General features: G+C 65.0%; 23 protein-coding genes. 9 read left to right on the top strand and 14 right to left on the bottom strand.

Translation table 11 applies throughout. The features are described from left to right. Positions 1-74: 74 nt before the first annotated feature. The gene (locus tag WDX12_RS30815) at positions 75-758 is read left to right on the top strand and encodes a response regulator transcription factor (RefSeq protein ID WP_320295388.1); all 684 of its coding nucleotides are present in this window, start codon (positions 75-77) and stop codon (positions 756-758) included. Between the two features lie 10 nt (positions 759-768). Here the strand turns inward: WDX12_RS30815 and WDX12_RS30810 are convergent, their stop codons facing one another. Together WDX12_RS30810 and WDX12_RS30805 are read right to left on the bottom strand one after the other, a co-directional pair. Continuing rightward, positions 769-2,106: an ATP-binding response regulator gene (locus tag WDX12_RS30810; RefSeq protein WP_320295562.1), complete on the bottom strand. Its 1,338-nt coding sequence runs from the start codon at positions 2,104-2,106 to the stop codon at positions 769-771. A gap of 5 nt (positions 2,107-2,111) precedes the next feature. Beyond that, complete coding sequence (locus tag WDX12_RS30805) at positions 2,112-3,296, bottom strand: FIST signal transduction protein (RefSeq protein ID WP_320295391.1); 1,185 nt, start codon at positions 3,294-3,296, stop codon at positions 2,112-2,114. Between the two features lie 261 nt (positions 3,297-3,557). Here WDX12_RS30805 and WDX12_RS30800 point away from each other — a divergent pair, with 261 nt between their 5' ends. The 4 genes from WDX12_RS30800 to WDX12_RS30785 all read left to right on the top strand — a co-directional run bounded on the left by WDX12_RS30800 (position 3,558) and on the right by WDX12_RS30785 (position 8,654). After that, positions 3,558-4,058, top strand: a complete 501-nt coding sequence (locus WDX12_RS30800) for a (2Fe-2S)-binding protein (RefSeq protein ID WP_320295392.1) — start codon at positions 3,558-3,560, stop codon at positions 4,056-4,058. Between the two features lie 102 nt (positions 4,059-4,160). Continuing rightward, on the top strand, positions 4,161-6,509 hold the full coding sequence (locus tag WDX12_RS30795) for a xanthine dehydrogenase family protein molybdopterin-binding subunit (RefSeq protein ID WP_434723152.1): 2,349 nt from the start codon (positions 4,161-4,163) through the stop codon (positions 6,507-6,509). A 116-nt stretch (positions 6,510-6,625) separates the two neighbouring features. Continuing rightward, positions 6,626-7,423 carry an FAD binding domain-containing protein gene (locus tag WDX12_RS30790; RefSeq protein WP_320295394.1) on the top strand — a complete coding sequence of 266 codons (798 nt, stop codon included), beginning with the start codon at positions 6,626-6,628 and terminating at the stop codon, positions 7,421-7,423. A 208-nt stretch (positions 7,424-7,631) separates the two neighbouring features. Further along, positions 7,632-8,654, top strand: coding sequence for an acyltransferase family protein (locus WDX12_RS30785; RefSeq protein WP_434723151.1), 1,023 nt, complete (start codon positions 7,632-7,634; stop codon positions 8,652-8,654). 2 nt (positions 8,655-8,656) lie between these two features. Here WDX12_RS30785 and WDX12_RS30780 read toward each other — a convergent pair whose 3' ends face one another. From WDX12_RS30780 to WDX12_RS30770, 3 genes are all read right to left on the bottom strand, one after another. Next, positions 8,657-9,142, bottom strand: coding sequence for an SRPBCC family protein (locus WDX12_RS30780; protein ID WP_320295396.1), 486 nt, complete (start codon positions 9,140-9,142; stop codon positions 8,657-8,659). A 73-nt stretch (positions 9,143-9,215) separates the two neighbouring features. Next, entirely contained in the window at positions 9,216-9,698 is a 483-nt protein-coding gene (locus WDX12_RS30775; RefSeq protein WP_434723150.1) for a GNAT family N-acetyltransferase, read from the bottom strand. 2 nt (positions 9,699-9,700) lie between these two features. After that, positions 9,701-10,456: a copper homeostasis protein CutC gene (locus WDX12_RS30770; protein WP_434723149.1), complete on the bottom strand. Its 756-nt coding sequence runs from the start codon at positions 10,454-10,456 to the stop codon at positions 9,701-9,703. Positions 10,457-10,664: 208 nt separating this feature from the next. Here WDX12_RS30770 and WDX12_RS30765 point away from each other — a divergent pair, with 208 nt between their 5' ends. Further along, a complete protein-coding gene (locus tag WDX12_RS30765; RefSeq protein WP_434723148.1) occupies positions 10,665-11,120 on the top strand; it encodes a carboxymuconolactone decarboxylase family protein in 456 nt (151 codons plus the stop codon). Between the two features lie 30 nt (positions 11,121-11,150). On the opposite strand, the gene WDX12_RS30760 is transcribed toward WDX12_RS30765, so the two are convergent. From WDX12_RS30760 to WDX12_RS30720, 9 genes are all read right to left on the bottom strand, one after another. Beyond that, positions 11,151-11,582, bottom strand: coding sequence for a cupin domain-containing protein (locus WDX12_RS30760; RefSeq protein WP_434723147.1), 432 nt, complete (start codon positions 11,580-11,582; stop codon positions 11,151-11,153). Positions 11,583-11,651: 69 nt separating this feature from the next. Continuing rightward, on the bottom strand, positions 11,652-13,250 hold the full coding sequence (locus WDX12_RS30755; protein WP_434723146.1) for a DHA2 family efflux MFS transporter permease subunit: 1,599 nt from the start codon (positions 13,248-13,250) through the stop codon (positions 11,652-11,654). Continuing rightward, positions 13,247-14,452, bottom strand: a complete 1,206-nt coding sequence (locus WDX12_RS30750; protein WP_434723145.1) for an HlyD family secretion protein — start codon at positions 14,450-14,452, stop codon at positions 13,247-13,249. Before WDX12_RS30750 ends, WDX12_RS30755 begins: the two co-directional genes overlap by 4 nt. A gap of 106 nt (positions 14,453-14,558) precedes the next feature. Then, positions 14,559-15,332, bottom strand: a complete 774-nt coding sequence (locus WDX12_RS30745; RefSeq protein ID WP_434723144.1) for an SDR family NAD(P)-dependent oxidoreductase — start codon at positions 15,330-15,332, stop codon at positions 14,559-14,561. Positions 15,333-15,337: 5 nt separating this feature from the next. After that, positions 15,338-16,702, bottom strand: coding sequence for a dihydroorotase (locus WDX12_RS30740; RefSeq protein WP_434723143.1), 1,365 nt, complete (start codon positions 16,700-16,702; stop codon positions 15,338-15,340). Next, positions 16,677-17,609, bottom strand: coding sequence for an allantoinase PuuE (locus WDX12_RS30735; RefSeq protein WP_434723142.1), 933 nt, complete (start codon positions 17,607-17,609; stop codon positions 16,677-16,679). The genes WDX12_RS30740 and WDX12_RS30735 overlap by 26 nt, the downstream gene beginning before the upstream one ends. Positions 17,610-17,634: 25 nt before the next feature. After that, positions 17,635-18,657, bottom strand: coding sequence for an NAD-dependent epimerase/dehydratase family protein (locus WDX12_RS30730; protein WP_434723141.1), 1,023 nt, complete (start codon positions 18,655-18,657; stop codon positions 17,635-17,637). A gap of 30 nt (positions 18,658-18,687) precedes the next feature. Next, positions 18,688-19,452 (bottom strand): SDR family NAD(P)-dependent oxidoreductase, encoded by a 765-nt coding sequence (locus WDX12_RS30725; RefSeq protein ID WP_434723140.1) that lies wholly within the window; start codon positions 19,450-19,452, stop codon positions 18,688-18,690. After that, positions 19,452-20,639 carry an MFS transporter gene (locus tag WDX12_RS30720; protein ID WP_434723139.1) on the bottom strand — a complete coding sequence of 396 codons (1,188 nt, stop codon included), beginning with the start codon at positions 20,637-20,639 and terminating at the stop codon, positions 19,452-19,454. Before WDX12_RS30720 ends, WDX12_RS30725 begins: the two co-directional genes overlap by 1 nt. Positions 20,640-20,934: 295 nt before the next feature. Between WDX12_RS30720 and WDX12_RS30715 the strand changes: the two genes are divergently transcribed. Genes WDX12_RS30715 through WDX12_RS30705 form a run of 3 tightly spaced genes read left to right on the top strand, consistent with a single transcriptional unit; the run spans position 20,935 to position 23,655 of the window. Continuing rightward, complete coding sequence (locus WDX12_RS30715; RefSeq protein ID WP_041007422.1) at positions 20,935-21,285, top strand: RidA family protein; 351 nt, start codon at positions 20,935-20,937, stop codon at positions 21,283-21,285. Positions 21,286-21,325: 40 nt separating this feature from the next. After that, positions 21,326-22,756: a dihydropyrimidinase gene (gene hydA / locus WDX12_RS30710; RefSeq protein WP_434723138.1), complete on the top strand. Its 1,431-nt coding sequence runs from the start codon at positions 21,326-21,328 to the stop codon at positions 22,754-22,756. Then, positions 22,741-23,655 carry a nitrilase-related carbon-nitrogen hydrolase gene (locus WDX12_RS30705; RefSeq protein ID WP_434723137.1) on the top strand — a complete coding sequence of 305 codons (915 nt, stop codon included), beginning with the start codon at positions 22,741-22,743 and terminating at the stop codon, positions 23,653-23,655. Before hydA ends, WDX12_RS30705 begins: the two co-directional genes overlap by 16 nt. Position 23,656: the final 1 nt, after the last annotated feature.

Below are 23,656 nucleotides of genomic sequence, written 5' to 3'. Positions count from 1 at the left end.
TTGCCAATAATCTGACCATGGTCAGGGGACTATCTTGTGGTGGCCGAAACCGAACCGATGACTGAACCTGTGCAATGACCTCCGTCAGCGATCGCGCCCGCTTCCTGATCATCGACGACCACCCGCTGTTTCGCGAGGCACTGCACAGCGCCGTGCAGATGGCCTATCCGGACGTCGACACCGTCGAGGCACGTTCGATCTCGGAAGCGATCGAGCTTCTTGCCGACGCAAAGCCGTTCGACCTCGCGCTGCTCGATTTGAGCATGCCTGACGTGCATGGCTTCGAGGGGCTGTTGCAGCTGAGGACCCGCTATCCGCGGCTGCCGGTGGTGATCGTGTCGGGCTATGAAGAGCCGAAGATCATCTCCGAGGCGCTGTCCTACGGCGCGGCCGGCTTCATCCCGAAATCGGCCCGCAAGAGCGACCTCGCCGCCGCCATCCGCTCGGTGATGGACGGCGCGGTCTATGTGCCTGAAAATTACGAAGGCCAGCCGCCCGATCCCGACAGCACCGACCGCGCCGACATGGTGCAGCGGCTGGCGAGGCTGACGCCGCAGCAGCTGAGGGTCCTGCAGATGCTGCGCCAGGGCATGCTGAACAAGCAGATCGCCTACGAGCTGCAGGTGGGCGAGACCACCGTCAAGGCACATGTCTCGGAGATCCTGCGCAAGCTCAACGTCTACAGCCGCACGCAGGCGGTGATCGAGGTGTCGAAGCTCGACAATGCGGAGCTGTTCAGGGATCAGGCGGGGTTTTGAGGGGGCAGTCCTAAGCCAGCAGATGTGCCAGCAGCGCGCGTAATTGCGCCGGCTTCAGCGGCTTGCGCATCAGCTCTATGCCGGCGGCGCGGGCGGCTTTGGCGACGGGCTCGGAGCCGTCGGCGGTGACGATCAGCGCCGGCACCGGGCGGCCGAGATAGTCGCGCACCTCGGCGATCGTCGCGGTGCCGAGGTCGCCGCCGTCCAGATGCTGGTCGGCGATGATGATGTCGGGCACCCAGGCTGTGTCGCCGAGCAGGTCGAGCGCATCGTCGGTCGAGGTGGCGGCGCGCACCAGGCATTGCCAGCGCTCGAGCAGCGACGTCATGGCGGAGAGCACGTCCATGTCGTTTTCGACCAGCAGCACCTTGGTGCCGAACAGGCCGTAGCCGCGCGGTCGCTCCATGTCGGCGGCGGCCATCGCCGGCTCGGCCGGGGCCATGCCGACCGGCACGTCGATATGGAAGATGGTGCCGCGCCCGACCTTCGAGGAGAAGGTGACCGGGTGGCCGAGGGCGGCCGCCATGCGGCGCACGATGGCGAGGCCGAGACCCAGCCCGCCGGCGAGCCCTGTATCGGTAAGCGTCGCGGTGCCTCGGTGGAACTCCTCGAACACCGCCTCGCGCTGGTCCTCGGGAATGCCGCAGCCGGTGTCGGCGACGTCGATGCGGATGGTGTCGCCGCGATGCCTGGTGCCGACCAGAACGCCGCCGGAGCGGGTATAGCGCAGCGCGTTGGAGAGGATGTTCTGCAGGATGCGGCGCAAAAGCGTGCGGTCGGAGCGCACGACGACGTTGACCGGCCGGAATTTCAGCGACAGGCCTTTCTTTTCCGCCTCGGGCAAGAAGTCGGAGCGCAGCGAGGAAAACAGCGCCTCCAGGCTGACGTCGCCGATTTCGGGCTGCACCACGCCGGCGTCGAGCTTGGATATGTCGAGCAGCGTGCGCAAAAGGTCTTCCATCGTCTCCAGCGAGCGCTCGACCTGGCGTACCAGCTTTCTGCCTTCATCGCTGGTCTGCACCTCGGCCAGCGCCGAGACCGACAGATGCGCGGCGTTGAGCGGCTGCAGCACGTCGTGGCTGGCGGCGGCGAGGAACCGGGTCTTGGAGAGGTTCGCCAGCTCGGCGTTTTCCTTCGCCGCGCTGAGGTCGATGTTGGACTGCTCTAGCCGGCGCAGCGTGGAGTGCAATTCCTCGGTGCGGTTGCGCACCCGGTTTTCCAGCGAAATGGCGGTCTGAAACAGCGAGAAGGCGTTGCCCTGCTGGTCCATCGACCGCTCGACGCGGCTGACCAGCGCCGCGTTGATCTTCTTCAGCCGTTCGAGGTCGTTGATGTCGCGCAGCGGCATCCGGCTCACTCGGCCGCCTGGCGCTCGCCGAAGGCGATGCCGGTAAAGGTCTGGTTGAGGTGCATCGAGCGATACTGCTCGCCATAGGTGCCGAAGCCGATGACCTTGTTGGTCCGATAGAGCTCGGAAATATCGCGGAAGACCTGTCGGTTGTGGGCGTCGAGCCGACGCAGCACGCAGTCGAAGCCGAGGATCATGTCGATGCCGCCGAGCCGATGCTCGACATCCTGGAGAGCGCTACGCGTCGCTTCCACCATGTTCTTGGGCTGGGCGATGGACAGCACCACGCCGTCGTCGATGGCGCAGAAGAAGGACAGCGAGCCGTCGGGATGCATGCGCTGGATAGAGCGGCAGTAATATTCGCCGCCGACCTTCACCACGACGGGGTGCGAGGCAAAGCTCAGCGGTGTCAGCGTCTGCGGCAGGATGCCGACGGAGGCCGCGTATTCCTCCGCGGCGTTGGTGGCGTTGAATTCGCGCACGACACGATGATCCGGGTCCGACGCCGTCACCACCAGCTTCTCGTCGGTCGGAATGAAATTGTCGGTCTTGAAGACGTGGAAAGGGATCTCGGTCGCGACCAGCACGATGATGGCGCTGTCGGAAGTGACCTTGCCGTTCGAGATCAGGCTGGTCGTCTCGAATTTCAGGTCGTCGCCCGCCGAGCCGCCGATCAGCGGAATGTCATCCAACCCCCAGTGGATGGCCGAGGTCACCGCTTCCTCGGCATAGGAAAGCCCGTCGATGAAGCAGAGGGCGAAGACGCTCTTCGCCCGCTCCTGGCCGGCGCGCCCGCTCAGCAGCCGCCGCAGCGCCACGACCTCACCGGTGATCCCGTCCATGCCGGATGAGGAGAGGTTCTCGACCATGGTGGAGACGATCGAAAACGACGCCGACGGCAAGAGCAGGGCAAGGATATGCCCTTCCTCCAGTCCCTGCGGCGTGATTTCGCCGGCGGTCGAGCAGCCGGCATAGGCGAGCGATGGCGCATGGACCTTCAGCGCTTGCGCAAGCGCCGCCGCGTCGACCAGGCTTTGGGAGAAGAACAGAAGCGCGAAGCCGGCGTCGACGGCCGCCGCTTCGACCGCGACCGCCCGGGCAAAGGCATTCGGGTCGGGCTCATCCGTGGTGAGCGCCGAAAGGCCCGATGCATAGCGTGTGCTAGAACTGGCCAGCTGCCTTCTCCGCAATTCCTCCAACGCTGATTTTTATGCGTGTCTTTTCTTATGCGTGTCAGGCACGCCTCGCGTCGCAGGCATCTTTGCCTTCAATCCCCGATTTGGCAATGGGGCCGGTTGCTGCGCTGCGCATAGCTTTTGCCATGATCGAAAGTACAATGGAACCGCCGCTGGCAGGGCTGTTTTGCCCGTTGTACGGTGCGCGAATAACGCACTGCCGAAGCACAAGCGCGGCATTCGGCAATGACCAAGGTTGATACCCAGGGAGGTTGCATGTCGGACGTGTCGTTGACTGTGAATGGGAGGCGGGTCAGCGGGAACGCCGAGGACCGAACGCTTCTGGTGCATTTCCTCAGAGAACATCTCGGACTCACCGGCACGCATGTCGGTTGCGATACATCGCAATGCGGCGCCTGCGTCGTGCATGTCGACGGCCGGGCGGTGAAGTCCTGCTCGATGTTGGCCGTGCAGGCCTCGGGCTCGACCATCGTCACCATCGAGGGGCTCGCCGACGGCGCCGAGCTGCATCCGGTGCAGGCCGCGTTCAAGGAGCATCACGGGCTGCAATGCGGCTTCTGCACGCCGGGCATGATCATGACGGCGACCGACATGATCGCGCGCCATCCCGAGGGGCTCGACGAGGCGACGGTGCGCACCGAGCTCGAAGGCAATATCTGCCGCTGCACGGGCTACCACAACATCGTCAAGGCCATCCTCGCGGCATCGCAAGCGATGTCGAAGGGTGCCAAGGGCAGGGCGAAACAAGCAGCTTAGGTGGTGAATGGTGAATGGTGAATAGAGCCGCCGGCTTTTTTCCTTTTGGCCATTCACCCTTTCACAATTCACCATTCACTGAATTCCGGAGGAATTTCCGCAATGGGTATCGAAGGCGTCGGCGCCCGCGTGGCGCGCAAGGAAGACAAGAGGTTCATCACCGGCGGCGGCCGCTATGTCGACGACATGGTGGTTCCAGGCATGAAACACGCCGTGTTCGTGCGCAGTCCGCACGCCCATGCGCAGATCAAGAAGATCGACGTGAAAAAAGCGCAAGCGATGCCCGGCGTCGTCGGCGTGCTCACCGGCAAGGAGCTCAAGGCCGACGGGATCGGCAATTTGATCTGCGGCTGGATGATCCACTCCAAGGACGGAACACCTATGAAGATGGGCGCATGGTCGCCTTTGGCCGTCGACAAGGTGCGCTATGTCGGCGACGCGGTGGTCATCGTCGTCGCCGACACCAAGGGCCAGGCGCGCGACGCCGCGGAAGCGGTCGAGATCACCTACAAGGAACTGAAGGCCGTTGTCGACGCTACGAAGGCCATTCAAGCCGGCGCGCCGCAGATCCACGCCGAGTCCGACAACAACCTGATCTTCGACTGGGAGATCGGCGACGCCAAGGCGACCGACGCGGCGATCAAGTCGGCGGCCCATGTCACGCGCATGAAGATCGTCAACAATCGCCTCGTGCCCAACGCCATGGAGCCGCGCGCCGCGCTCGGCCATTACGACAAGGCCGAGGACCATTATACCTGCTGGACGACGTCGCAGAACCCGCATGTCGCGCGGCTGGTGATGAGCGCCTTCTACAACGTCGCCCCGGAAAACAAGCTGCGCGTGATCGCGCCGGATGTCGGCGGCGGCTTCGGCTCCAAGATCTACATCTACCCGGAAGAGATCGTCTGCCTGTGGGCGTCGAAGAAGACCGGCGTCCCCGTCAAATGGGTGGCCGACCGCACCGAAAGCTTCCTGTCGGACGCGCATGGCCGCGACCACGTCTCGACCGTCGAGATGGCCTTCGACAAGGACAACCGGATCACCGGGTTCAAGGTCGACACGATCGCCAATCTCGGCGCCTACATGTCGTTGTTCTCGTCCTGCGTGCCGACCTATCTCTACGCCACGCTGCTGTCGGGCCAGTACAACATCCCGGCGATCCACGCTAATGTGCGCACCGTCTACACCAACACCGCGCCCGTCGACGCCTATCGCGGGGCAGGGCGGCCGGAAGCCACCTATCTTCTGGAACGCACGATGGAAACCGCCGCGCGCGAGCTCGGCGTGTCGCCGGCGGAGCTCAGGCGCCGCAACTTCATCACGTCCTTCCCGCACCAGACGCCGGTCATCATGAACTATGACGCCGGCGACTATAACGCCTCGCTCGACGCGGCGATGAAAGCCGCTGACTATGCAGGCTTCACCAAGCGCCGCGCGGATGCGGGCAAGCAGGGCAAGCTGCGCGGCATCGGCATGAGCTGCTACATCGAGGCCTGCGGCATCGCGCCGTCGGCGGCGGTCGGCTCGCTCGGCGCCGGCGTCGGCCTCTGGGAATCGGCGGAGGTGCGCGTCAACGCCGTGGGCACGATCGAGGTGCTGACCGGCTCGCACAGCCATGGCCAGGGCCACGAGACGACCTTCGCGCAACTGGTCACCCAGCGCTTCGGCGTGCCGCTCGATTCGGTGTCGATCGTCCATGGCGACACCGACAAGGTGCAGATGGGCATGGGCACCTACGGTTCGCGTTCCGGCGCCGTCGGCATGTCGGCCATCGTCAAGGCGCTCGACAAGGTCGAGGCCAAGGCCAAGAAGATCGCCGCGCACCTGCTCGAAGCGGACGAGGGCGACATCGTCATCGAGAATGGCGAGGTCAAGGTCGCGGGCACCGACAAGAGCCTGCCCTGGTTCCAGGTGGCGCTTGCCTCCTACACCGCCCACAATTTGCCGGCGGGCATGGAGCCCGGGCTGAAGGAGACGGCCTTCTACGATCCGTCCAACTTCACCTTCCCGGCCGGATGCTACATCTGCGAGGTCGAGATCGATCCGGAAACCGGTACGACGGAAATCATCCAGTTCGTCGCCGCCGACGATTTCGGCAACATCATCAATCCGATGATCGTCGAGGGGCAGGTGCATGGCGGCATCGCCCAAGGCGTCGGCCAGGCACTGCTGGAAGGCGCGCATTACGACTCAAGCGGCCAGCTTCTGACGGCAAGCTACATGGATTACACCATGCCGCGCGCGGGCGACCTGCCGTCCTTCAAGGTCTCGACCTCGAACACGCCATGTCCGGGCAATCCGCTCGGTATCAAGGGCTGCGGCGAGGCCGGCGCCATCGGTTCGCCGCCGGCGGTCATCAACGCCATCACCGATGCGCTCGGCGTCGTCGACATCGCCATGCCGGCGTCGCCAGCGACGGTGTGGGCAACCATCCGGGCGACGAAGCACTGAAAAGCGAATAGCGAATAGGGAGTAGCGAATAGGGAACAAAAGCGGCGTGGATAGAGGAAGGTTCTATTCGCTATTCGCTACTCCCTATTCGCTTTCTCCCGAAGGGAGAAAAACACATGTACTCAGTCAACTATCACCGCGCTGCCTCGGTCTCCGATGCCGCCAAGCTGTTGAAGAACGGCGATGCCAAGCTGCTTTCCGGCGGCATGACTTTGATCCCCGCCATGAAGACGCGGCTGGCAGCGCCGTCGGACCTCGTCGACGTGTCGCGGCTCAAGGACCTGCAGGGCGTCAAAGTGTCCGGCAAGACGGTCACAATAGGCGCCGCGACGACGCATTACGACGTCTCCACCGACGACAAGCTGAAGAAGGCCTGCCCGGCGCTTGCGCATATGGCGTCCTTGATCGGCGATCCGGCGGTGCGCCACAAGGGCACGATCGGCGGCTCGATCGCCAACAACGATCCGGCCGCCGACTATCCGGCGGCATTGCTGGCGCTGGGCGCGACGATCATCACCAACAAGCGCGAGATCCCGGCGGACAAATTCTTCAAGGGCCTGTTCGAGACGGCGCTGAAAGAAGGCGAGATCGTCACCGCGGTGAGCTTTACCGCTCCGGCCAAGGCGGCCTACCAGAAGTTCCGCAACCCGGCTTCGCGCTACGCCATCGTCGGCGTGTTCGTGACCAAGGGCAAGGACGGGGTGAGGGCGGCGGTGACCGGCGCCGGCGAGGACGGCGTCTTTCGCTCCAAGGAAATCGAGGCAGCGCTGGCGAAAAATTTCGACGCCGCGGCGCTCGGTGGCGTCAAAGTGCCGGCGAAGGGGCTGATGAGCGATCTCCATGCCTCCGCCGACTACCGCGCCAACCTGATCGCGGTGATGGCCAAGCGCGCGGTGGCCGCGGCCAACGCCTGAACGCCCTCAGCCTGGGTGAGACAAAGGGGCCCTCGCGGCCCCTTTTCCTTCTGTATTCGCAACGACTTGGCGGGAACTACCTGAGTATTCCCGCTTTCGCACTTGCACAATAGTATCCCGCACTGCAAAATGACCATGGCGGGAACACCAGACAGTCCGAGACGCGGGCAACGCTTCGCATGCGGACCTCGAGTTGCGAAGGCAGGGTATGACCGACATCTCCGCAGCGTCCGTTGTCCTGCCGCGGGCCGCGGCCGACAGGGAAGCCAGGGCAAGGCTGGCTTATCTCGACGGCTGGCGAGGCCTGTCGATCGCGATGGTGCTGATCGGCCATTTCTTTCCGGTCCCGGGACTCAATCTCGGCGTGCTCGGCGTCGAGCTCTTCTTCGTGCTGAGCGGCCGGCTGATGGGCGAGATCCTGTTCATCGAGCGCTTTCCGCTGAAGAAATTCTTCAAACGCCGCTTCTCGCGCATCTATCCCGCGCTGCTGGTGTTCGCGATAGCCGCCATGATCGGCCTGACCGGAACCTTCATCGCCTTCAAATGGAAGGCGGCGCTGACGGCGCTGACCTTCACCTACAATTACGCCGGCATCTTCATCAATCGCGCCGGCGCGCTCGACCACATCTGGTCGCTCTGCGTCGAGGAGCATTCCTATATCCTGCTCGCGCTGATCAGCGTGGTGGTTTCAGGACGCGCCAATGTTATCCGGCTGCTTCTGGTGCTGGCCTTGCTGGCAATGGCCAACGGCGCGATTTCGTACGGGATTCTCGGCATGGGCTACGAGACCACCTACTGGCGCACCGACGTGCATATCGCCTCGATCCTGCTGTCCGCGGCGATCTGCCTGCTCAAGGCTGACGGGCGCCTGCCGACTTTCCTGCAAAGCCAGCATGTGGCGCTCGGGGCCGCGGTTGGCGGCCTGTTGCTGTTCCTCGACCGGGTGCCGACGCCGATCCACTATCTTGTCGGCGTGCCGCTGCTGGCGCTCGCGGTCAACACGCTCGACTTCGCGATCGGCTATGTGAAGGGGCTGCTGTCGTCCTGGCCTATGGTGATGCTCGGGCTGTGGTCCTATTCGCTCTATTTGTGGCAGCAGCCCTTCTACAAATTCGTCGATGAGCACGGTTGGTCGCCGATCCCGATGCTGGCGGCCGTGTTCGCCTGCGCGCTGGCCAGTTACTATATCGTCGAAAAGCCCGCACGCGGCTGGCTCAACCGCAACTGGTGAGATCAGGTCTCGCCGTTCTTCCGCGCCGCGAGATAGCGGCGAAGCCCGGCTTCGCCGCGCGGCGTCGTCCAGCGATGGTTCCAGGCGAAGGCTGGCCTTAGCAGCGGCGCCAGCAGCTTGAGGATCGGCCTCTCGACCGTGACCTGCCAAACCAGATCGACATGCGTGCCTTGTCCGGACGGCGACAGCTCGGCTCGCCAGAGCCCGTCGAAATCGCCGAAGGTCTTCACCACCACCAGCCGGCCGGGCTCGAGCTCGGCGGCCTCGATGATGAAGTTCAGCTCATAGGGCAGGGCGCCGCGCGCTCTCGCCCTGGCGCGGGCGCCGACGACGCCCTTGCCCTTCTTGTCGAGCGGCTCGACCTCCTTGTAGGCATCGCCCCACCAGAGTGGCAGAAGCTCAGCGTCCGACAGCACGTCCCACACTTCCTGCGGCGTGCCTTCGGGGATGTCCCAACTTTCGTCGAAGCGGAAGACATTGCTCGCCATGATGCCGCCCCCAGCCTGCGGAGCTTCTATATTAGCTTCGGCTTGTTTTCCTGGCCAGCGGGTTCGGGGGTGTTCAGGCGGCGATCGGCTTTGCCCAATAGCGCACCGACTTCTTGCCGCCGTGGATCACCGCATCGCCGACCTCGGCGAAGCCAAGCGCGGCGTGGAAGGCATCGGAGGCAGGGTTGGGCGGATCGGCGTTGACCTCGCAGGTGACGATGGTATGGCCGGCGCGCCGGGCCTGCTCGAACAGATCCTCATAGAGCCGGCGGGCATGGCCGCGGCCGCGCGCGACGGCCGCGACCACCACACGGTCGACATAGACGAAGCGCGGATAACGCTGGCGAAACCAGAGGAAGTTCGGGCTGTCGTAGCGCGCATCCTGGTCGAAGGTCATGATGAAGGCTTCGAGCGCGCCGATGCGGCGGGCGTAGAACGCTTGCCCGAGCAGATAGGACAGCCGTTCCGGCTCAAGCCAGGACAGCTCCGCCGCATGCTCGTTGTTGAGCGCGAGGATGGCGGCCTCGTCGGCGGGCGAAATGCGTTCGATCATCATCGTCAGGCCTTCGCGGCCGCGATCGTCGCCGCCACCAGGGCTTGGTCGGTCACCGTGGTGCGGTATTCGCGGTCGAGGTCGGCGCCGCCCATGCCGACATCCGGGTTGCGGTAGCGCATGGCGCTCGGCACGTCCGCAAGTGCTGCGAAATGCATCTCGGTCAGTCCGGTCCGCCTGCGCACCTCGCCAATCGTGTCGGGCGCCAGCGCGCCGCAGCCGAGGATGATGATGCGCGAGCCGGCCTGGCGAACGAGCTTTGCCAAAATCTTGATGCCTTCGATTGCCGTGTCGCGCTGGCCGCTGGTCAGCACGCGGCCGACCCTGCAGCGGATCAGGGCTTCGAGCGCCTCTGCCGGATCGCGCGTCATGTCGAAGGCGCGGTGGCAGGTGACATTGAGCGGGCCGGCGGCCTCGACCAGCGCGCTCATGCGCGCCTCGTCGATGGCGCCGTCGGCGGTCAGGCAGCCGACCACGACGCCGGCCACGCCAAGCTCGCGAAGCGCTTCGACGTCGGTGAGCATCGAGCGGTATTCGGTCTCGCTGTAGAGGAAATCGCCGCCGCGCGGGCGCACGATGACATGGAAGGGGATGGTCGCGCTTTCGAGCGCGGCGCGCACCGTGCCGAGGCTCGGCGTGATGCCGCCCTCGACCAGGCTGGCGCAGAGCTCGACCCGGTCGGCGCCGGCGGCCTGCGCGGCAAGCAGCCCGTCAATGCCTTCGACGCAGATTTCGATCAGGGGTTTTTGCGTGTCCGCCACCGGTTTCCATCCATGCTTTCGACGAGATGGGCAGCCCTAGCATCGGGCGCGCCGTCGCGAAAGCCGCAACGATCGGTCCAGCCATGGAAGTCGCCAGCCGTGCAACTCGCTTGACAATGCATAACTGCAAAGTTATGGATAACTCATAACTGCAAAGTTATTGATCGGCGCGGGCCTTGTCGGCCGCGCGAAGCCGAGGAGACGGATGATGGAAGCAAGATTGAAGAACCCGGTGATGCTCATTCCCGGCGCGCGGCAGGCGCTGCTGGCGCTAGACAAGTCGACCGAGGCCGGCGACGTGCCTTATGTGACGCGCAAGCTCGTTCACCTGCGCGCCAGCCAGATCAACGCCTGCGCCGTCTGCGTCGACATGCATGCGCGCGAGCTGAAGAAAGCCGGCGAGAAGGACGAGCGGATTTTTGCGGTGTCGGCATGGCGGGAGACGCCTTATTTCACCGACCCGGAGCGCGCGGCGCTTGCGCTTGCCGAAGCTGCGACGCGGCTGGCCGACCGCTCCGACGCGGTGCCGGACGACGTCTGGGACGAGGCGGCGCGCCACTATGACGACAAGGCGCTCGCCGCTTTGGTGATCCAGATTGCGCTGATCAACGCCTTCAACCGCCTGAACGCCACCACAAGGCAACCGGTGGGCGCCTGGGGATAAGGCGAGAGGCCGGCTTCGAGGCCTTGCCGGCTACTGTTTCAGGATCGTGTTCCTGGCGCCTTGCTCGACCTGGTCGATCACCAGAAGCTTCACCGGATCGGCGCCGATATTGGTGGCCTGGTGCCATTGCCCGATCATCTCGATGATGAAGTCGCCGGCCTTGTAAGTGTTGGCGGCGCCGGTCTCGACATTGGTGACCTTGAGCGTTCCCTGCTCGACATAGGCGTAGCGCGGGAAGGGGTGCTTGTGCACTGGCAAGGTCGCTCCCTGCGCAATCTGGTAGGACGAGACCTGAACCTCGACATTCTTCTGCGGCAGCGTGATCGGCTGGCCCGATGCGGTCGTCGTCTTCGACGCCAGCGGCGTCACCACGACCGGCGTGTTCGAACTGTCGAGAGCATTTGCATTGGTCGTGAAAAATGCCGCCGCCAAAAGCAGCGCCGATGCCAGGATGGTGCGCATGAGGTTCCTCCAGAAGCCACCAGCTTGGCGCGGCGGGCGCTGAGGCGCAAGCTCCGGGTGACAGGATAGCTAACGCTTCGCTGGCGACTGTTTGGGTGGCCGCAGCAGGAGGGCAAACGGCACCAGCAGCGCCGTTGCAATCGCGCAGTAAAAGAAAACATCGACATAGGCGAGCAGCGAGGCCTGGCGGCCGATTTCCTGTCCGATCCAGCCGACGGCCTGCTGCCTGGCTTCGACCAGCGGCGAGCCCTCGGCGACGAAATGGTCCGTCACCTGGCGAAGCGTCTGCTGATAGGCCTCGCTCGACTGCGCCGTGTGGCCGACCAGCACCGACTGATGGAGCTGCGCGTTCTGGGCGATCACCGTGTTGGACAGCGACACGCCGATGCTGCCGCCGATGTTGCGGGCGACGTTGATCAGCGAGGATGCCTGGTCGGTCTTCTGCGGCGGCAGGCCGACATAGGCGGCCGTCGAAATCGGGATGAACAGGAACGGCAGACCGATCATCATATAGACGCGCGCGTAGGCGAAGAAACCGAAGCTGGCGTCGGGCGTCAGCGAGGTCATGTGCCAAAGCGCGATCGCGACCACCGACATGCCCATCATGATGAGATAGCGCGGCTGGACGATGCCGGCGGCAAACCCCGATATCGGCATCAGCAGGAGCATGGCGATGCCGCCGGGCATCATCGACAGGCCGGAAAGGGTGGCGGTGTAGTCGAAGGTCGTCTGCTGCAGTTGCGGGACCAACTGCGTGCTGCTGAACAGCACCGCGCCCACCGCCATCATGACCAGGAACGACATGCCGAACTGCCGGCTGAAAAGCAGGCGGATGTCGACGATCGGGTCGCGCCTCGTCCACTCCCACGGGACAAGCAGCAGGAACGACACGGCCGAAATCACGGCGAAAGCAGTGATGAAGGTCGAGGCGAACCAGTCGTTGCGCTGGCCCTCGTCGAGGAAGACTTCGAGGCAGCCCAGCGCCAGCGCCACCAGGATGAAGCCGATCCAGTCGACTTTCAGCCCCTTGCTCAACCGCTCGCGACGCTCGCGCTCGAGAATGTCGGGCTCGATCACCAGCCATTGCACGAGCGCCAGCGACATGATGCCGAACGGCACATTGATGAAGAAGATCCAGTGCCAGGAGAAATTGTCGGTCAGCCAGCCGCCGATGGTCGGCCCGACGGTCGGCGCGACGATGACCGCAATGCCGTAAAGGGCGAAGGCCTGAGAGCGTTTCTCAGGCGGAAAGGTGTCGGCGAGGATCGACTGCTCGCTCGGCGCCATGCCGCCGCCGCCGAGCCCCTGCAGGATGCGGAAGGCGATCAGCGTGGGCAGATTGGGCGCCAGTCCGCAGAGCAGGGATGCGAGCGTGAAAGTGGCCACGCAGATCATGTAGTAGCGCTTGCGGCCGATGACGCTGGTCAGCCAGCCGCTGACCGGGATGATGACGGAGTTGGCGACGAGATAGGTGGTGATCACCCATGTGCTCTCGTCCATGCCTGCGGCCAGGCTGCCTGCGATGTTGCGCAGCGCGACATTGGCGATCGAGGTGTCGAGCACCAGCATGAAGGTCGCGATCGATACGACGATCGCGATCAGCCAGGGGTTGCGGCCGCCAGCCGCCGAACGGCTTTGGTCGCCATGGGCTGTTACGGCGTCACTCATCGCACCTTGACCGTCGGCACGACCGACATGCCCGGACCAAGATAGACACCGGGCGGCTGGTCGAACATGATCTTGACCGGCACACGCTGCACCACCTTGACGAAATTGCCTGTGGCGTTTTCGGCCGGAAGCAGGCTGAACGCCGTGCCGCTGCCGGCCTGGATGCTGTCGATATGGCCGTGGAATGTCTTTTCGGGATAGGCGTCGATGGCGATATCGACAGGCTGGCCCGGCCGCATCAGGTCGAGCTGCGTCTCCTTGAAGTTCGCCTTCACCCAGACGTCCTTGGGCACGAACATCATCAGCACCTGGCCGGGCTGCGCATAGGTGCCTTTCGCGGCCGTGATGTTGGTGGCATGGCCGGCGACGGGTGCGGTGATGGTCGTGCGGGTGAGGGTGGTCTTGGCCTGGTCCTCGCTGGCCTCGGCCTGCCGAAGCTTGGCCTCGGCGCTCTTGCCTTGTGCCTGGAGAACCGCAACCTGGCTTTTCGCCGCCTCGGCATTGGCGTTGGCGGCATCGAGCGCCGCCTGATCCTGGCGCAAGGTCGAAGCGGCCTGCTGCGCCTGCTGTTGCGTCGCCGTGCCCTTGGCCAGGAGCTCGCGGTTGCGCTGGTCCTCGGACCTGGCGAATTCGAGCGCAGCCTGCGCCTGCGCCACCTGCTTGCCGGCGGCATCGATCTTGGCGTTCTGCGCCTGGGTCTGGGCCTGGACGTTGGCGATCTCGGCCTGCGCCGCCACAACGCCGGCTTCCGCCTGTTTGAGCGAAGCCTGGTAGTCGCTGTCGTCGATGCGCAGAAGCACCGCGCCGGCCTCGATCGGTTGGTTGTCGGTGACGGCGACATCGGTGATGCGCCCGGAAATTTCCGCGCCGACCGTCACCGTGCGGGCGTCGATGAAGGCGTCGTCGGTCCATTCATACTGACGTGCGTTGATCCACCAGATGACCACGGCGGCGATGACCAACAGGATGAGGATCGCGACGATCGCCGCTATGTAGGGATGGCGCCTGATGAGGTCGGACCTGTTTGTGTCCGACGGACCGTTATCCGCCTGCGTGTCTTGCGCCAGCCCTTCGTTGCCGCGCTTGTCTTTAACGGGCTTGTCGTCGCCCGCCGGGCGTTTCTGCTGATCGGACCGGGGCTGAGCCCGCGTTTCCTCGGCGGGAGCGGTTTCGCGCTCTTTTCTTTCAGTTTTTGCGTCCAAGGCAACGGATTCCAGATATCGTTGGCCCCCCTCGCAGCAGGGTCAACGGGTGGTTTCCGCAAAGGTTCCTGTCGCTGAATGCCGGGCAATGGCCGATTGGCGACCGTCAGCCCGCCATCCAGCCGCCGTCCACCATCAGGTTTATGCCGGTGACGTAGCTGGCCATGTCGCTGGCGAGGAACAACGCCGCGCCGGCCACGTCGCTCGGCTGGCCGAGCCGCGGCCAGGGTGTACGGCGACGAGAATAGTCGAGCGCGTCAGGATCGTTAGCGACGCCCGGCTTGCCGGTGATGATCTTGCCCGGCGCGATGGCGTTGCAGACGATCAGGTCGTCGGCGTGGTCAACCGCGATCTGGCGCGTCATCTGCACGATGCCGCCCTTGCTCACCGAATAGGGCAGGTCGCCGGGGCAGGCGACCATGCCGTGCTGCGAGGAGATGTTGATGATGCGGCCGCGCACCTCGTTGACCGGCGCCTGGGCCAGCATTTGCATGACGGCGCGTTTGTTGCAGTAGAAAAAGCCCGTCAGATTGACGCCGATGACGCGGTTCCACTGTTCCGGCGTGGTCTCGATCAGGTTGGTGCTGGTGTAGATCGCGGCATTGTTGACCATCACGTCGAGGCGCCCGAACTGCGCGATGGTTGCGCGGACCAGCGCGTCGACGGCGCTCCAGTCCGAGATGTCGGTTCCGACGTAGATGGCGGTGCCGCCGGCAGCACGAATCCTATCGACGGTGCTCTCGCCGCCTTCGATCGGCTGCTCGACCGTGTCGGCGACGACGACGTTGGCGCCTTCGGCGGCGAACTTCAGCGCGATCGCGCGGCCGATGCCGGAGCTTGCTCCGGTGACGATGGCGGTTTTACCTGTGAGCAAGGCCATGGTGTTCAGCTCTCCCGGGTGACGATCTTTCCTTGCGCCTGGCCGACCAGCCTGCCTTCGCGCACGATCTCATGGCCGCGCAGGAAGACGTTGGTCAGGCGCGCTTTCACCGTCCAGCCGTCAAAGGGCGTGTAGCCCGCCCGCGACACCTGGTCGGCATTGGCGACCGTGCTGGATCGGCGCGGGTCGAGGATGAGCAGATCGGCATCGTAGCCGACGGCGACACGCCCCTTGCGCCGGCCGAGGCCGAAGCGCTCGGCTGGGTTTCTGGAGCACATGCGTACAAGATCGTGCAGCGCGATGAGCCCTTCGTCCACCAGCCTCAGCATGGTGGGAAGCAGGGTCTGCAGTCCCGGCATGCCGCCGGGGATGTCGGCGAAAGCCGAATAGGATGCCGCCTTTTCGGCCGGCGCGTGCGGGGCGTGATCGGTGGCGACGATGTCGATCAGTCCCGCGCTGAGCGCGGCGCGCAGCGCGTCGATATCATGCGGTGAGCGCAACGGCGGCGAGGCCTTCAGATTGGCGCCTTGCGCCTCGTAATCCTGCGCCGTGAAGAACAGGTTTTGCGGCGTGGTCTCGACGGTGGCGTCGGCCATGCCGCGCAGCCGGCTCCAGGTCTCGACACCCAATTCGGAATTGATCTGCCGGACGTGGACCCTCGCCTCGGTTGAGGCCGCGGCGACAAGCGCGCGAGCGATGCCGTTGGCTTCGGCCAGCGGCGGGCGGCTGTCCAGGAAGGCGGCGATGGTGCCGGAGCGGTCGCGCGCAGTGCTGCCTGTGAGGATCGACTGGTCGCCGGGCGAGATGCCTATCAAGGTGTCGGCGTCTCTGAAAGCCCTCAGCGCCCCAGCGACCGTGTCGAGCGTGTCGAACAGGAAGGCATCCGGCACGTCGGCGGTGAACAGCTCGAACGACACCGGCGCGAGGCCGAGCAGGCGAGGGACAGGCGACAGATCTCGGCTGACCACGGCCTGCAGGCCGACATCGACATGGATGCGGCCTTCGGCCGTCGCCATCTTGTCGTCTAGCTGCTCAGCCGTCGCGGTCCAAGGTTCGTCGGTCGGCATGTCGAGCACCGTCGTCACGCCGCCGAGTGCGGCCGCATGGGTGCCGGAGGAAAAGTCCTCCTTATGGGTCAGGCCGGGGTCGCGCAGATGCGCATGCGCATCGACGAGGCCGGGTAGCACGAAGCTGCCGGAGGCGTCGACGACCGTCCTGGCTTCGGCGGCTTCGCCGGGCGCGATGATTGCGGCGACCTTGCCCGCGGCGATGCCGATATCGCCGCGGCTGAGGCCGTCGGCGTTCACCACCGTTCCACCACGGATCAATGTTTCGAACACGCCCTCAACCACGCTGCTCGAAGCGGGCATGGTTGGCATGCCAGAAGCGGGCGATGTCCTCGCGGCGCATGAAGGCGGCGCCGTCGCTTTGCTGGACATGCTCGATCACCTCGCGCAGGCCCGAGGCGCGGTTGGGCTGACCCATCCAGCGGGCGTGAATGCCGATGGTCAGCATGCGGCCGCCGGTCTCGCCGGCTTCCGAGAGCATATAGTCGATGGCCGCGCGGCAGTCCTCGGCGAAGTCGCGCGGATTGCTGTAGCCCGGCGCCACCAGATAGCGGCTGTCGTTGAGCGTCTTCGAATAGGGGACGACGAGGATCTCGGTGCCGCGATGATCGAGGAAATATGGCAGGTCGTCATTGCAGGGATCGGAATGGTAGAGGAAGCCGCCTTCCTCGACCAGAAGGTCGCGCGTGTTGACGCTGGGCAGCGAGCGGCAGTTCCAGCCGATGGGACGCTTGCCGAGCAGTTTTTCGTAAAGCGCGATCGCCTGATGAAGATGACGCTCTTCCTCAGCCCGCTCCATGGTCGTGTAGTCGATCCAGCGCAGGCCGTGGCCCATCAGGTCATGCCTGCGCGCCTTCATCCACTCTACCAGAGGCGGGTTGCGCTCGAGCGCCACGGCGCAGGCGGAAAAGGTGACGGGAATGGCGTAGCGGTCAAACAGCCTGGCCAGGCGCCAGACGCCGGCGCGGCTGCCATATTCGAAATGCGTCTCGGTGCCGAGGTCGCGCACCGGCGGGCTGGAGGCGAGATTATACTCGCCCCAATTGTCGTTGCGGCCATCCTCCAGCCAGTTGTATTCCGAGCCTTCCTCGTAGTTGAGCACGAGGTTGACGGCGAGCTTGACGCCGCCCGGCCAGGTGACGAAGGGCGGATGCGGACCGTAGCCGACGAAATCGCGCGGCTGCGCTGCTTGCTGCGGATCGGTCGGCATCGGCTTGTCTCCTGATCTGGTTGGCTCAGTTCTCGTTGGCGGTGATCCAGTCCATGTAGGCATGGAAGGCTTCCTTGCCGGGACGCGGCCGCCAAGCGGTGTCGCGCAGGATGCGGGCGATGTCATAGGCGCCCCACATGCCGCCTTTCAGGGTCACATCCTGGACGATGTTGGCGTCGTCTCCCGGCGTCACCTCGGCCTTCAGTCCCGGCACGCGTTCGGCTGCCCAGCCGATGATCTCGCCGATGGCCTGGCTGGATCCGGAGCCGATATTGTAGTGGCGATAGTTGAGACGCGGCGCATCGATCAGCGCGAGGATCGCGGCGGCAACGTCGGTGGAAGTGACATAGTCGCCGACAGGTTCCAGGCTGTTCGGCCTGATCGTCTCGCCGGCCAACGCCATATGTGCGACGCGGTTGGGGACATGGCGAAAATTGCGGCTCTCGGTGGCGCGGTCCATCGGGCCGTAGACGGAAGCAAGCCGCACCGAGACCGCCGACAGGCTGAACAGGTCGGCATAGCGGTTGGTGACCATCTCGGAGGCGAATTTCGAGATGCCGTAGAGCGTCAGCGGCGCGACATAGCCGTCTTCCGGCAATGGCTCGCCACCCCAGTCGGGCCCGTTGTGGCGGTAGACGGAGCCGGAACTGACATAGATGAAACGCTTGAGGCCCGGTCTCGTGCGCGCCCAGTCCAGCATCCGCACGGTGCCCATGAGATTGACGTCGACGATGCGGGCAGGGTCTTCGGCCTCCGGCTGGCGCTTGGCCTCCGAGGCGCTGCCGCGCGAGATCGGCGTGATCGTCGCGCCATGGACGATTGCCGTGATGCCCTGCTGGTCGAGCGTCGCGGACCAGGCTTTCGGGTCGAGGATGTCAGCGGCGATCACCGTGAGCCGGTCGCGCACCGGAGCGAAATGCTTTTCGGCCGCCGCGTCGAGGCCGGAGCGATCGAGAATCACGGCGCGGGCGTGCGGATCGCGGTCCAGCCATGCGCGCGCGACCACGCTCATGACAAAGCCGGTGCCGCCGGTGACGAGGAGAGTCATGGGAGCTCCTTCGGAAATGAGGTTTCGGGTTCAGCGCGTCGCAAAGCCGCCGTCCACGAGCATGTCGGATCCGGTGACGAAGGACGCATCGGAAGAAAGCAGGAAGGCTGCCGCGGCGGCGATCTCGTCGGGCTCGGCAATGCGGCCGAGCAGATGGGCAGGACCGAGACCGGCATTGGCGGCTTCGAAATCGGCAAATCTGCGCAACAGGCGCGTCGTCGCCACGGCGCCTGGGGAGAGGCTATTGACGCGGACCTTCTCGGCGGCGTGATCCACGGCCATCGCCTTGGCGAGGTGGATCAGCCCAGCCTTGGCGGCGCAATAGGCGACGGCGCGGGTCGTGGCGACGCGTCCGAATTGCGAGCCGATGAAGACGACCGAACCGCCGCCACTTGCCGCGATCAGCGGTACGGCGAACTTGCTCATCAGGAAGGCGCCGGTCAGGCCGACGTCGATCTCATGCCGCCAGGCGCTTTCGTCGAGATCGACGACGGTGGCGCTGGTCGAAGGCGCGGCGGCATTGTGCACCAGCCCGTCGAGCCGGCCGAATTTTTGCTTCGCGAATTCGACGGCCGCCTTCGCGGACTCGATCTTCATCACATCGCACTGGCAAGCAGCGGCGGTGGGCCCGAGCGCTTCGGCAAGCTTCGTCGCGGGCTCGAGCTCGTAATCCGCGCAGACGACGCTTGCGCCTTCTGCAATGCAGCGGCGTGCGATTGCCGCGCCGATGCCGCTGGCGGCGCCGGCGATAAGGATGACGTTGCCTTCGAGGCGGTTCGTTGCTGCATCCGTCATCAGGCGCGCTCCTCGATCGCCTGCATGGCCGCCAGCGTGACTGGGCGGCGCAACAGATTGTAGCAGGCGGCTAGGGTGACCAGCACGGCGCCGCCGCCGAGCAGCAGGAACATGGCCGGCGCGCCCATGTGATCCATCAGGCCGGCCGAAATGCCGGGCGTCGCGACATTGCCGATCGAATAGAGCAGGAGCAACGTGCCGGACGCGCCGACCATGTGCCGGCTGTGCAGTTGCGAGGCGCCGAAGGCCATCGCCACGGGATAGACGGTCAGCGCCGTGCAGCCATAGAGGAAGAACAGCACGAAGAGCAGCGGCACCGAAAAATTGCCGAGCCAGGCGATCGCGGCGCAGAGCGTGACCGACAGGATGCCCTGGACGAGCAGTATGATGCGACGTTCAAACCTGTCGGACAGCCAGCCGACGGGCGTCTGCGCCAGCATGCCGGCAATGCTGATGGTCGTGACCAGCCCGACTGTCGTTGCCGCCGACAGCCCGATCTGCGTGCCATAGATCGGCGTCAGTACGAAGATGTTCATGTTGGTGATACCGCCCTGGAAGATCGCCACGACCGTAACCGGCGCCAGCCGGAAAAGCGCCAGCGGGCCGAGGCGCTTGACCGGTCTTGCTGAACTCGCATGATCCGGATCTGCGGTCGGCAGCGCCGGCCAGCGTCCGCCGACGAATTTGGAGATCAGCGCCAGAAGCACGGTCGCCGCCGCGACCGGGAACAGATGCGGCGATTGCGGGCCGACCAGGCCGACAAGGAGCTGCCCGAGCAGCACGGCGATCGCAGTCGTCAGCATGTAGAGCGAGAACAGCGCGCCGCGATTGTGTTGCTCGGCATAGAGATTGATCCAGCTTTCGCAGACGACGAACAGTGACGCCATCGCCATGCCGCCAAGCAGGCGAAAGCAGATCCAGCTCGGCAGGAAGTCGGTGAAGGCGAAGCCGGACGCCGCCAGCAGCGCCAGCATTAGGATCGCCACGAAAGTTCGCTCGTGGCCGTATTGGGCGACAGCCGGGCGCGTCACCAGACATCCGACTAGGAAGCCCACCGGATAGGCTGTCAGCACGATCTGCACGACTTGGGGAGAAATGCCGGGCTTGCCGAGATGCAGCGACACGGCGGTGGTCAGCATGGCGCTGCCGATACAAGCGAGGCAGATGCCGACCATGATCGGCAGCATGGCGCGAGAGCGCTCTGCGTTTTGCCAAAGCCTCATCGCGGATTGAGCGATCGACCTCATGAATGCGGCTGCGGCGGCTCCCTGGCGGCACCGTTGACCGACGGCAGCCCGAGCAGAAGCTACACTTTGTGGTGAGTGCCGCAAACGAAGATTGACGCGGCTATGGCTCGAATTTTTTTGGCCATGCCGGCGAAGGAAAGCGGCATCTCAGGTCGCGGCGGGCTTTACAGTCGTTTTGCACCCTCCGTACCATAGGCAAAAGCCAAAACTCCGGGAACCAGCGGAAGGGAACGATATGACGATCGAACGCCTCGAAAACGGCCAGCGCTTCTGCCGGGTGCTCCGCTACAACGGCACCGTCTATGTGGCCGGCCTGACCGCGGATGATCTTTCCGGCGACACCACCAGCCAGACCAAGCAGATCCTGGCCAAGATCGACGCGCTTCTGGCCAAGGCCGGCAGCGACAAGTCGAAGCTCTTGAGCGCGCAGATATGGCTCAGGGACATTGCCGATTTCGAGATGATGAACACGGCCTGGGACGCCTGGATCGACAGGAGCGCCATGCCGGTGCGCGCCACGGTGGAAGCGCGGCTTGCCGGCGACCAGTATCGCGTCGAGATCATGGTGACGGCGGCCGTTGGCTAAGCCGGCCGGCGAGGGCCAATTTGAATAGAAGAGCTGGTCAATGCATGAGCTGGTGATCAAAGGCGGGCGCGTGGCGCTCGACGACGGCTGGGCCGAGTGCGACGTCGGCATCGACGACGGCCGCATCGCCGCCATCGGCAAAAGCCTGTCCGGCGAGACGTCGATCGACGCCGGCGGCCATTGGGTGCTGCCCGGCGGCATCGACGCGCATTGCCACCTCGACCAGCCGGTCTGGGGCGGGGCGGGCAATGCCGACGACTTTGAATCCGGCACGATCTCCGCAGCCTTTGGCGGCACGACCTGCATCGTCCCGTTCGGCATGCCCGGACAGGACATGACGACTGTCGGCGCCATCGACCGCGCGCTCGATCGCGCGGCGGGACGCGCCGTGATCGACTACGGGCTGCATGCCGTGGTCACCATGGGCACCGGCGTGGATGTCGAGACGCAGCTCAACCAGCTTGCCGGGCGCGGCATCGCCTCGGTCAAGCTGTTCATGACCTATCAGGGTTTTGCCGTCGACGACGACCTCTTCTTCAAGGTCCTCGATACGGCGAGGGAGCTTGGCTGGGTCGTCATGGTCCATGCCGAGAACGACGCCGCGATCCGGCGCACGCGGCAGCGGCTCATCGATCTCGGCCGCACCGATATCCGCTACCATGTCGTCGCCCACAGCGAGACAATGGAGCGCGAGGCGACGCATCGCGCACTGGCCTTTGCCGAGATGACCGGCGCGCGCATGACCATCGTGCATGTCTCGTCCTGGCAATCGGCCGAGGAGGTGGCACGGGCGAAGACACGCGGCGTCGACGCTATCGCGGAAACCTGCCCGCAATATCTCTTTCTCGGCGCGGCCGATCTCGACCGCTCGGCAATCGACGCGGCGCGCTTCGTCTTTTCACCGCCGCCGCGTTCGCTGCGCAGCCATGAGCATCTGTGGCAAGAGCTGATCAATGGCGGCATCGACCTCTGGTCGTCGGACCATTCGCCATATTATTTCGCCGACAAGATTGGCCGCTCCGAGACGCCCGGTTTCACCACGACGCTGAGCGGCATTCCCGGCATCGAGACGCGCCTGCCGCTACTGTTTTCGGAAGGGCTGCTGACCGGCCGGCTGACGCTCGAGCGCTATCTCGACCTCACCTCGCGCAATGCCGCCTCGATCTATGGCTTCGCCGATCGCAAAGGCAGCATCGCCGTCGGGCTCGACGCGGATCTGGCGCTGTGGGATCCGACGGCGCGCTGGACGCTCGGGCACGAGGCGCTGCATTCGCGAGTCGATTTTACGCCCTATGAGGGCAAGGTCGTCACCGGCCGACCGACCACCGTGCTGGTGCGCGGCGTGCCGGTGGTCGCCGACGGCAAGCTGCGGGCCGAACCGGGGTTCGGGCGTTTTGTGGCGCGCGCTGCCGCCGATCCGGCGCTTTCCCGGAAACCAGTCGAGGATTGGACACCATGGCTCGATGCCTGACCATCGCCGTTTGCCAGACCGGACCGATCCAGCGCAGCGCCACGCGCGCCGAGACGATGGGGCGGCTCGTCCATCTCCTTGAGAGGGCCGCTTCCGCCGGCGCCGAGATCGCGATGTTTCCGGAAATGGCGCTCACCACTTTCTTCCCGCGCTGGCGCATCGACGACCAGGCCGAGATCGACGCCTTCTTCGAAGCTTCGATGCCGGGACCCGAGACACAGCGGCTCTACGATGCCGCCGCGCGGCTGAAGGTGGGCTTCGCGCTGGGCTATTGCGAGCTTACGCAGGAAGAAGGCCGCACGCGCCATTTCAACACCATGGATCTGGTCGGACCGGATGGCGCCTTCATCGGCCGCTATCGCAAGATGCATGTGCCGGGTTCGAGCGAGCCGGAAGAAGGCACGACCACGCATCTCGAACGGCGCTATTTCGAGCCGGGCAATCTCGGCTTTCCGGTTTTCGACTATCGCGGCGTCCGGGTCGGGCTGGCCATCTGCAACGACCGCCGCTGGCCGGAAACCTACCGCATGCTCTGCCTCAACGGCGCCGAGGTGGCGCTGCTCGGCTACAACACGCCGCTGCTGCTCGACGAGGCGCCGGCGCTGGCGCATCTGAGAATGTTCCACAACCATCTGCCGATGCAGGCCGGTGCTTACCAGAACACGCTCTGGGTCGCTGCCGCCGCCAAGGCCGGCCTGGAAGACGGGCAGATGCTGATCGGCGGGTCGTGCATCATCGCGCCGACCGGAGAGATTGCCGCGCAGGCGATGTCGCTCGACGACGAGGTCATCGTCCATCGCGCCGATCTCGAGCTGATCGAGGTCTGTCGGAAGGTAAATTTCAATTTTTCGCTCTATCGCCGCCCCGACCAGTACCGGCGCATTTCGGAGTCGGTCTGAG

The organism is Mesorhizobium sp. RIZ17 (genome assembly GCF_051127865.1).
Lineage (GTDB): Bacteria > Pseudomonadota > Alphaproteobacteria > Rhizobiales > Rhizobiaceae > Mesorhizobium > Mesorhizobium humile.
The sequence above is the reverse complement of the archived record's forward strand: the minus strand, read 5'-3'. Positions and strand labels throughout refer to the sequence as shown.